13 protein-coding genes are annotated in these 8,784 nt (G+C 42.4%); 6 read left to right on the top strand and 7 right to left on the bottom strand.

Annotated features, from left to right (window positions below):
* Together IM507_RS11955 and IM507_RS11950 are read left to right on the top strand one after the other, a co-directional pair.
* Positions 1-775: Rpn family recombination-promoting nuclease/putative transposase (locus tag IM507_RS11955; RefSeq protein WP_287637077.1), on the top strand; the 775-nt coding region annotated here is incomplete at its 5' end.
* A 296-nt stretch (positions 776-1,071) separates the two neighbouring features.
* The gene (locus tag IM507_RS11950) at positions 1,072-1,272 is read left to right on the top strand and encodes a hypothetical protein (RefSeq protein ID WP_002739871.1); all 201 of its coding nucleotides are present in this window, start codon (positions 1,072-1,074) and stop codon (positions 1,270-1,272) included.
* Between the two features lie 17 nt (positions 1,273-1,289).
* Here IM507_RS11950 and IM507_RS11945 read toward each other — a convergent pair whose 3' ends face one another.
* The 7 genes from IM507_RS11945 to trxA form a co-directional block, all read right to left on the bottom strand.
* On the bottom strand, positions 1,290-1,748 hold the full coding sequence (locus IM507_RS11945; RefSeq protein ID WP_002739902.1) for a cupin domain-containing protein: 459 nt from the start codon (positions 1,746-1,748) through the stop codon (positions 1,290-1,292).
* Between the two features lie 48 nt (positions 1,749-1,796).
* Positions 1,797-2,639 (bottom strand): dihydropteroate synthase, encoded by an 843-nt coding sequence (folP, locus tag IM507_RS11940; protein ID WP_272103876.1) that lies wholly within the window; start codon positions 2,637-2,639, stop codon positions 1,797-1,799.
* Between the two features lie 134 nt (positions 2,640-2,773).
* A complete protein-coding gene (locus IM507_RS11935) occupies positions 2,774-3,571 on the bottom strand; it encodes a hypothetical protein (protein ID WP_002793197.1) in 798 nt (265 codons plus the stop codon).
* A gap of 150 nt (positions 3,572-3,721) precedes the next feature.
* Positions 3,722-4,381: an ATP synthase subunit B family protein gene (locus IM507_RS11930; protein ID WP_002739760.1), complete on the bottom strand. Its 660-nt coding sequence runs from the start codon at positions 4,379-4,381 to the stop codon at positions 3,722-3,724.
* Between the two features lie 36 nt (positions 4,382-4,417).
* Complete coding sequence (coaD, locus tag IM507_RS11925) at positions 4,418-4,891, bottom strand: pantetheine-phosphate adenylyltransferase (RefSeq protein WP_002739695.1); 474 nt, start codon at positions 4,889-4,891, stop codon at positions 4,418-4,420.
* Positions 4,888-5,172 carry a DUF427 domain-containing protein gene (locus IM507_RS11920; RefSeq protein WP_287637076.1) on the bottom strand — a complete coding sequence of 95 codons (285 nt, stop codon included), beginning with the start codon at positions 5,170-5,172 and terminating at the stop codon, positions 4,888-4,890. Before IM507_RS11920 ends, coaD begins: the two co-directional genes overlap by 4 nt.
* 33 nt (positions 5,173-5,205) lie before the next feature.
* The gene (gene trxA, locus IM507_RS11915; protein ID WP_002739627.1) at positions 5,206-5,523 is read right to left on the bottom strand and encodes a thioredoxin; all 318 of its coding nucleotides are present in this window, start codon (positions 5,521-5,523) and stop codon (positions 5,206-5,208) included.
* Between the two features lie 364 nt (positions 5,524-5,887).
* Between trxA and map the strand changes: the two genes are divergently transcribed.
* The 4 genes from map (at position 5,888) to pth (ending at position 8,766) form a co-directional block, all read left to right on the top strand.
* A complete protein-coding gene (gene map, locus IM507_RS11910) occupies positions 5,888-6,733 on the top strand; it encodes a type I methionyl aminopeptidase (RefSeq protein WP_123230999.1) in 846 nt (281 codons plus the stop codon).
* 69 nt (positions 6,734-6,802) lie between these two features.
* A complete protein-coding gene (locus IM507_RS11905; RefSeq protein ID WP_123230998.1) occupies positions 6,803-7,204 on the top strand; it encodes a universal stress protein in 402 nt (133 codons plus the stop codon).
* 661 nt (positions 7,205-7,865) lie between these two features.
* A complete protein-coding gene (locus IM507_RS11900) occupies positions 7,866-8,090 on the top strand; it encodes a DUF2811 domain-containing protein (protein ID WP_002739844.1) in 225 nt (74 codons plus the stop codon).
* A 49-nt stretch (positions 8,091-8,139) separates the two neighbouring features.
* A complete protein-coding gene (gene pth / locus IM507_RS11895; RefSeq protein ID WP_103111542.1) occupies positions 8,140-8,766 on the top strand; it encodes an aminoacyl-tRNA hydrolase in 627 nt (208 codons plus the stop codon).
* The last annotated feature ends 18 nt before the right edge of the window (positions 8,767-8,784 follow it).

Here is an 8,784-nt window from a genome sequence, read left to right as displayed (position 1 = left end):
ATTTACTTCCCAAGAAGTCAAACAACTAGCTTTCCGATTAGATGGTTTATTTTTGCCGCTCGATAATCTGGAAAATTTGCCTTTTTATCTGGTAGAAGTGCAGTTTCAAAAGGATGAAGACCTATATTATCGATTATTTTCGGAACTTTTCTTGTATCTTAGACAGTATAAACCTTTGTCACCCTGGCAGATAGTTGTTATTTATCCTAGTCGAGAAATTGAGCGAGAACATCCCCAGCAATTTGCCGATTTTTTATCCCTAGCAAGGGTTAAAAGAATCTATCTGGATGAATTGCCAAATGACGAGACTCCTTCCTTAGCGATCGCTCTGATCAAATTGGTTACGGAAAGTGAGAGTCAAGCTGTTAATTCTGCTAAGATTTTAATTAAACAGGCTCAAAGAGAAGTCAGCGATCGCTTAGTGCAGAGAAATGTCATTGATTTAATCGAAACGATAATTATTTATAAGTTACCCCAAAAAAGTCGAGAGGAAATAGAAGCTATGTTGGAACTACAAGACCTAAAACAAACTCGTTTCTATCAAGAAGCTTTTGAACAGGGAATTGAACAGGGAATTGAACAGGGAATTGAACAGGGAATTGAACAGGGAATTGAACAGGGAATTGAACAGGGAATTGAACAGGGAATAAACTTGCAAAAATTGAAAACAATTTCTCTACTGCAAGACCTCGGTTTAACCCCGCAACAAATCTCGGAACGCTTAGACTTAACTCTGGACACAGTGCTTAACTATTTGGCACAACAGCAACAATAATTAAACCTGTTTTAACAGTCTAGAAAAACAGCAGTTGCTAAGTAGTGAACAAATGGATGGTAGCGAATCAGTGACCTTTAACCTATCAGTGATAACTCGATGAATAACGACTTATTGACTTTTCTCTTTGGTGTTACCCTTCTCATTCTCTATCTAGTTTTTTCAGCTTTAACCGAGATGGGAACAAAATGGCCTTGGACAAAAAAATAAGAGAAATACTTATAGATGTGAATAAACATAAAATCGGGTCAGGGATTCGGTCATTGGAAAAATTCTATTCGCTCTACTGATAAAATATGAAACTAATTGGTGATATTTCCCCGAGCTTGGATTTATTCTTGTTGCTTTTTTTCTGGCATTGTCTCATCGGTGCCATTGCTACAGTCATCGCTATCAATAAAGGCTATCCAAGATTAAATTGGCTAATCTTCGGCCTTCTGGGAGGAACCTTTACCTTTTTTATCGCTCTTTTCCTGAAAAAAAAGCCCAAAATTTAAGGGATGATATTGCTTGATTATCCTTTAATAGTTCCCATCAACACCTCTAAATCTTCTGCGTCTAACTCCTCTGGGATGCCATTACGAATTAATTCCGAAAAATCCTCATTGGGAACCATAAAACATAGTGCATAAAGTCTTCCGTCCCCCACATTTCTAATCTCGTGAATACCCGTGGGACGGACTAATAAACTATCCCCCGGCCCCAGGGGAATCGCTTTACCATCACAGATAGCCATTCCCTCCCCTTTAAGGATAAAAAACATTTCTACGGCAAAATGATGACGATGAGTAGGGGTGCGACCGTGGGGATCGAAAATTTCCACACAAACGGTCAAGGAATCCCCCGCTACGGTAGAATCAAAGACGATCGCCAAACGATTCGTATCCCCAGCGCTAATGCGAAAAACTTGATAATCCCGGGGAGATCGAATCACGGGTAACATACAATAATCGCTGGTCAGTTGGCTATTCATCGCTAATTTCGATCAAACTGTGGATGATTCTAAGACTAGCAAAAATTTTCAACTTCGCTCGATTGCGTCCACCACTTTACTCACATCTACGATCGCAGCCACATCATGGACGCGCAGGATATCGGCCCCCTTAGCGATCGCTATAGCACAGGCCGCCGCCGTTCCGAAAACTCGTTCTTTTGGGTCATCTTTGCCTGTAATCTCACCAATAAAGCGTTTTCTCGACAATCCAATCAAAATAGGTAAATCTAAATCCCGAAATTGCTTTAATTCTCGCAATAACTCAAGATTTTGTGTCCCAGTTTTGGCGAAACCAATCCCCGGATCGATGATAATATTTTCCCTAGCAATACCCCACTGTAAAGCTTCCTTAACACGATTCTGTAAAAATTCTTTAATTTCCTTGACTAAATCATCATAATGTGTTAGAGATTGCATGGTTTGCGGATTGCCCCGCAGGTGCATGAGGATGATGGGAACGGCCAATTTAGCCACCGTCGGCAATAATAGGCGATCGAAGGTTCCCCCGGAAATATCATTGATCAAATCGGCCCCGGCGGCGATACCTTGGGCTGCTACAATCGCCCTAGTGGTATCGAGAGAGATAGGAATAGAACTTTGTTGTCGAATAGCGGTGATTACGGGGATAACTCGCGATAATTCTGCTTCTAGGCTAATTTCTTGCGCTCCCGGACGGGTGGATTGACCACCGATATCGATTATATCAGCCCCAGCCTCGATCATTTTCATCGCCTGTAGCAGGGCATTTTCAACATTGTCAAATTCTCCCCCATCACTAAAACTATCGGGAGTAACGTTCAAAACACCCATGATATAGGTGCGTTTTCCCCAAGCAAAAATATGTTCACGAATTACCGTTAAATCAGACATAATACTAAATCCTACTGAAAAAGTAGATGAATTATGAATTATGAAGTGGGGAGAATAAATCAAAATAATCTCCTAATAACTGATAACTGATAACTGATAACTGATTACTGATAACTGATTACTGACGGTGATAGTTAATTTTTAAGTAGAGAAGAATCTTTTAATTCAAAATAAGCTTGTACTTCTTCTTTCCAGAGTTGATATTTTTCTTGAATTAGTTGATATTGACTGGCAAAATCGAGGTTACAATCAACGAGATTGCTATCGATATCGCATTGCACTAATTCCCGTTCGATCAGGGTTTCTCGGATAAATTTTAAACATTCTTGTCTCAAAGTTTCCGCTTGATCGATAATTAGCTGGACTTGATTAATTGCTCGATCATACAATGGAGTTTGTGAATGAAAAATTTCGGAAGATGCGGCCAGATTTCGCAGTCTATGTAATTGATTTTTCTTTTCTACTAAACTGGCAATTTTGGGGTTAATTTCAAAAAGCAAGGTTTTCACCAGAGGAGCCAAGCGGCGAGTGTTAATATAATCGTAGTTATTAAGATCTGATTTAATCAGGTGTACCTGTTGTAAATCGACGGTAATATCGTGGAATTGGATCTCAGTTTCGGTGATGGTGGGATGAATTGTTTTAACTTTCCACGTGGTAACAGAAGTCAACTGCTGGCGATCAATATTAACCATTTGCTGCTCCATTTTCAGCACATCGAGGGGAATGCTATAAAGTTTTTTCTCAGGGATATAGATAACATCGCTACCGAGAATGCGATCAATTTTAGGACGACGATATAAATAATGATACAGGAATCGATAAAAGCTTTTACTACCTTGAAATATCTGGAGAAATAACCAAATTTTCCAGCTAAATAACCCGCTAAGAAAGCGTCCGAATAGATGGGAATTCGAGGAGGAGTTATTCATGAAATTCCGTTATCAGTTATCGGTGAGGAATCGGAGGTTTGGTTCTTTTCAGCGATCGGTAAATAGTAAAGAGTAATCAGGGATAAAGATAACTAACTAATTAACTTAAAACTTACATCTGATAACTGATAACTGATAACTGATAACTGATTAAGGACGTTCTCCGGGTAGATTTTTTGAAGATGTTGGTTTCGATCTTACCTGTTGACGACCGTTGCGGATAACTTGTAACATTTGCCCTAATTGTCGATCGAGATCTTCTAAAACCGCTTCAGCATAGTCGTCAGCGCCTTTTTGAATTTCATGACATTCAGCTTGGGTTTTTTGTCGTAACTGTTGTACTTCCTGCAAGGTGCTGTGACGCATCTGTTCGATTTCATCGAGGGTTTGTTGTTGCAAGGATTCGCATTCCTGTTGAACCCGTTGACGAATTTGGGCCGCTTGCCGTTCTGCTTGTTGAATAATACCGGACTCGTCGAGAATTTGGGCGGCTCTTTGTTGAGCGGAACGCAGGACTTGTTGAGCGTATTCCTCTGCTTTAGTGATAATTTCCTGTTCTTCCTGCAAAATTGCTAAAGCTTTCTGTACTGCCGGTGGCACGGTTTCATAGATAAGATCGATTTGTTCAGCTATCTGTCCCTCATCGATCATTGTCCAACGGGTGAGGGGGATATGGAAACTATCAAAAATCATCTCTTGCAGACGCGCCAAATCCTGATAGATATCGAAATCGACGGGTGGACTGGGAACCCCACTATTAGAAGTGTTAGGTACTGCTTTTCTGGGATCATTAGGTTCTCGGCGCGCCATAGGTTCAGATCGTCCTCATTACTGTATTTTAGTATGTTAACTGTAGTATGAGTAAATATCCCTAGAAACGTTTTCCGGGACTAGATGACTGACGGAGCCACCGAATTGAGCGATTTCTTTAACCACGCTACTACTTAAAAAACTATATTCTTTAGTGGTGGCCAAAAAAACCGTTTCGATTCCTTCCCAGAGAGTTTTATTGGTATGTGCCATTTGCAGTTCTTTTTCAAAGTCTGAGAGAACCCGCAACCCCCGCAACAGCACCTTAGCACCTTTCAATCTGGCATATTCAACCGTTAATCCTGAAAAACTGTCTATCTCAACGTTTTTCAGGTGTTTTGTACAGTAGCTGATCTGTTCTATGCGTTGTTCGACGCTAAACAGGGGGTTTTTATGGGGATTGCAGAGAACTGCCACGATTACTCGCTCGAATAGTGGCACACTGCGTTCGATAATATCTAAATGACCGAGTGTAACTGGATCGAAGCTGCCGGGGTAGATGGCGATCATTTCTCAACCTTCACACCTCGCCAAAAAGCGATATATCCTTTAATATTTTGGGCTTTTGGCTTAGGATCGGGATAATACCAAGCGGCATCTTTATTGTCCTGTCCATCTACCCTGAGAGTATAGTAACTAGCCTCTCCTTTCCAAGAACAAATGGTATGGGTGTTACTGGGTTGGAAATATTCAGCTTTGACGGTATCGGGGGGAAAATAGTAGTTTCCCTCGACAATTTCGCAGTTATCGCTTTCCGCTACCACTGCACCATTCCAAATCGCCTTTGCCATGACACTAACTCCTAGTTCTGTTTCAAAATTATCTTACAACAGAGTTTGTAAATGTTGAACCAGTTGGTTAACCTGCACCACTCCCTCAATTCGATCGATCGGTTGACCATTTTTAAAGACTACTAAAGTCGGTAAAGCTTGAATACCGTACTTAGTGGCTAAATTGGGATATTTGTCTGTATCAATTTTGACAATTTGTAGGCGATTTTTGAAATACATTCCCGTTTGTTCTAGAATCGGAGCCATCATTTGACAAGGACCACACCAAGTGGCATAGAAATCCACTAACACGGGAAGATTAGTGGTTTGCAACAGTTCCTCAAAACTGGAAAACTCTTTTTTGACTGCCATAAATTGTCACCTCGCCGGAAAAATAGCCTTTTCCCTACTATAGCTTTTCTACTGAAGGGGTGACAACGAGGTTGAAGTCTAGGCTGGGTGTGGGGTGTGGGGTGTGGGGTGTGGGGAAAATCTCCTCGCTGTCAGCCGTCAAATTCATTAACTTACTTAAGCTTAAACCTGATTCTCTCGTCCTCATTTCGGGGAAAGTCTCAAGGTTTTTCCCTACACCTTACCCCCACACCCTGTTTCACTTTCAATCTGCTTGTCACCCCTTGAGACTTTTCTTTTTCTATATGCTCCTTGATTTCTCCAGAGCAGTCATCGATCGCCGGGAAAATGCTAAGTTAGGTAAAGACTCGACAGCCAAATCTCCATGAACATCCTAACCAAGCTGCTTTTTCCCGAAACTAAAACCCCAGAGCAAGTAGGTTCGCCGCGAGTACAGAAAAGCCGCCGGGGAATCGAAACTAAATCCGCCGCAGAAATCGTGATTATGCGACAAGCGGGTAAAATTGCCGCTACAGTCCTTAAGGAAATCGCCGAGATCGCTCAACCCGGGATGACGACGGCGGATCTGGATGTCTATGCGGAAAAACGTATCCGCGCAATGGGTGCTACTCCCAGTTTTAAAGGTTATTATGGCTTTCCTGCCTCGATTTGTGCCTCCGTCGATAACGAAGTCGTTCACGGTATCCCTAGCCCGAAAAAACGCCTCAAAGCCGGTTCTGTGTTAAAGGTAGATACGGGGGCCTACTACCAAGGTTATCATGGGGATTCCTGTATCACGATCGCGATCGGTTCCGTCTCTCCCAAAGCCGCAAAATTAATCCGCGTAGCGGAAGAAGCTTTATATAAAGGCATAAATCAGGTAAAAGCGGGCAATTATCTGCTCGATATCGCAGCAGCGATCGAAGATCACGTTCAAGCTAACGGTTTCCAGGTGGTAGAAGATTTTACCGGCCATGGAGTCGGCAGAAATCTCCACGAAGAACCTTCGGTATTTAATTTTCGTACTAATCAGTTACCCAATGTCAAACTCCGCGCCGGGATGACTCTGGCAATTGAACCAATTGTCAATGCGGGATCTAAACATACCAGAACTTTGCGCGATCGTTGGACGGTGGTGACGATGGATAATGCTCTCTCCGCTCAATTTGAGCATACCGTCTTAGTAACCGCCACAGGTTACGAAATCTTAACCGATCGCAATAACCTATAAAATTGTCTATAGATTTTTTTGCTCCGGAATCTTAATTGAAAATTTATTTAGTGGCAGGATTTAGTCAAAATGTTTAAAAATATCGTTGTTGCCTTGGATTGTGGGGAATTATCGCATCGAGTCCTTCAGTCCTTGAATTCCCTTTCTCTAACGGCAAATTCTTACATCATCATCACCCATATCCTCGGCAAGGAGGGAGATGAATCGCCAGTGGATCGCCCTCACCCCTCCCGTGAGATCATTGAAGATCAATTGCGCTGCTATCAATCCCAGATTGCTGCCCCTAGTGAAATCGAGGTCATCTTTGGTGATCCAGCGGAGGAAATTATTCGTTTAGCTAATATCTATCAAGCTGATCTGATCGTGATCGGCAGCCGGGGATTAACGGGAGTTCAACGGGTGATCGAAGATTCTGTTAGTAGTCTCGTGGTGGCAGAAGCTACCTGTTCCGTATTGGTGGTGAAAGCATAGCAGCCAGCATTCAGCTAGAAAAGGTACTCTGGCAAGAAAGAGTGCCTAAGTAGGGTTGGCTGAATAAATCTAAAAACCTTGTTAGATAAGGCTTTTAGACTTTTTTGACCTCAAAAAGTGCTGACAATTGGAGTGATCGGGGGTAAAATTCCTGGACTTTTTCCCTGAAAATTAGGTAACTGACTACCTCAAAATCGGTAAAACCCCACACCCCACACCCCACACCCCACACCCTGTCCCCACGAAAAACTTTTTGCCGCAAACCCTAAGTAGTCTTGAGCAGCACTGCTGACTAAAATTTGCAAATCTTATTTTTCCCCGATGTTTTCCCCCATACATTCCCCGGTATTTCCCCACTCACTCCCCAGTTTTCCACAGTTTACCCGGACTTTTCCACAGGCAACAGCGATAGAATCGGCACTTGCTTCTAGAAAAAATTAATCTTGATTGTCAAAATCCCCATCGATAGATACTGAGTTAATGTTAAGTTAAGTAAATAAAATCTGGCTCTAACCCTTATTCCCTCGTAAATATTAAGTTTTTCTAAAGCATTCCTTTACATCTGGTAATATTGCAACTCCCTCCAACTTGGCTCACAATAGTCCTTACTGTCCACTGCACCAGTCAGGGATTTCCCCACTTCCGATCAGAGGTAAACGATATGAATACATCAGTCAGTATCTTGGCAGAAATCCCCGAAATTCTCCACCAATCCCTACAACAATACCTAGAAACTCACCCCGGTTGGGATCAAGATGGTGTGTTTACGGCGGCATTGTCATTTTTTCTGCTTAATTGTCAATCCCCCGAAAGGATGAATTTTGAGGAACAAAATAGCTGTGCCAAGGTTTATCTAGAAACTTTGTTCCAGCGCTCGGAGTGCTAATTCGGTGATAATAAGAGTCGGGTCCTGGTTAAAAACCCGATTTTCCCCTATGAATTCCGATAAAACCCCTAATTTAATCATTCCTCAGCTAATTATCGGTTTGGGTAATCCCGAACCCAAATATGATCGCACCCGTCATAATATCGGTTTTGAAGCTGTGGACTCATTAGCGCGGGATTGGGGGTTATCTTGGCAGGAAAACAAGCGATTTCAAGGTTTTATCGCCGAGGGTGACGGTCCTTTCCCAGGCAAAATTCGTCTCTTGAAACCCCAAACCTATATGAATCGCTCCGGGCAATCGGTGCGATCGGTGCTGGACTGGTATAAACTAGCTCCAGAGTCGATTTTAGTCATTTACGATGATATGGATCTGCCCCTAGGCCGGTTGAGAATCCGTCTATCGGGATCGGCGGGCGGACACAACGGTATTAAATCAATGATTGCCCACGTTGGCACGGAAAACTTCGCTCGTTTACGCATAGGAATCGGTAAATCAAGCGAAAAAGCGACTATTTCCCACGTTTTAGGCCGATTCACCCCCCAAGAAAACCAAGTAATCTTGAAAGTGTTAGACTTGTCCAGAAAAGCGATCGAACTTGGTCTCAAACAGGGGTTACAAAAGGCAATGAGTCTCTACAATAATCAAAGTGTAGAGATTGGCTCTAATCTATGCTGATAGCAAATAAGCCTGATT

This window comes from Microcystis sp. M20BS1, from assembly GCF_020245305.1.
Classification (GTDB): domain Bacteria; phylum Cyanobacteriota; class Cyanobacteriia; order Cyanobacteriales; family Microcystaceae; genus Microcystis; species Microcystis ichthyoblabe_A.
The sequence above is the reverse complement of the archived record's forward strand: the minus strand, read 5'-3'. Positions and strand labels throughout refer to the sequence as shown.

Bases quoted from the DNA above. Each gene is read 5' to 3' on its own strand.
- coaD (WP_002739695.1), bottom strand. From the start codon at position 4,891: ATGATCGCCATCTACCCCGGCAGCTTCGATCCAGTTACACTCGGTCAT.
- map (WP_123230999.1), top strand. From the start codon at position 5,888: ATGAACATCCTAACCAAGCTGCTTTTTCCCGAAACTAAAACCCCAGAG.
- IM507_RS11920 (WP_287637076.1), bottom strand. From the start codon at position 5,172: ATGGCAAAGGCGATTTGGAATGGTGCAGTGGTAGCGGAAAGCGATAAC.
- IM507_RS11900 (WP_002739844.1), top strand. From the start codon at position 7,866: ATGAATACATCAGTCAGTATCTTGGCAGAAATCCCCGAAATTCTCCAC.
- folP (WP_272103876.1), bottom strand. From the start codon at position 2,639: ATGTCTGATTTAACGGTAATTCGTGAACATATTTTTGCTTGGGGAAAA.
- IM507_RS11935 (WP_002793197.1), bottom strand. From the start codon at position 3,571: ATGAATAACTCCTCCTCGAATTCCCATCTATTCGGACGCTTTCTTAGC.
- IM507_RS11945 (WP_002739902.1), bottom strand. From the start codon at position 1,748: ATGAATAGCCAACTGACCAGCGATTATTGTATGTTACCCGTGATTCGA.
- trxA (WP_002739627.1), bottom strand. From the start codon at position 5,523: ATGGCAGTCAAAAAAGAGTTTTCCAGTTTTGAGGAACTGTTGCAAACC.
- IM507_RS11930 (WP_002739760.1), bottom strand. From the start codon at position 4,381: ATGGCGCGCCGAGAACCTAATGATCCCAGAAAAGCAGTACCTAACACT.
- IM507_RS11905 (WP_123230998.1), top strand. From the start codon at position 6,803: ATGTTTAAAAATATCGTTGTTGCCTTGGATTGTGGGGAATTATCGCAT.
- pth (WP_103111542.1), top strand. From the start codon at position 8,140: ATGAATTCCGATAAAACCCCTAATTTAATCATTCCTCAGCTAATTATC.
- IM507_RS11950 (WP_002739871.1), top strand. From the start codon at position 1,072: ATGAAACTAATTGGTGATATTTCCCCGAGCTTGGATTTATTCTTGTTG.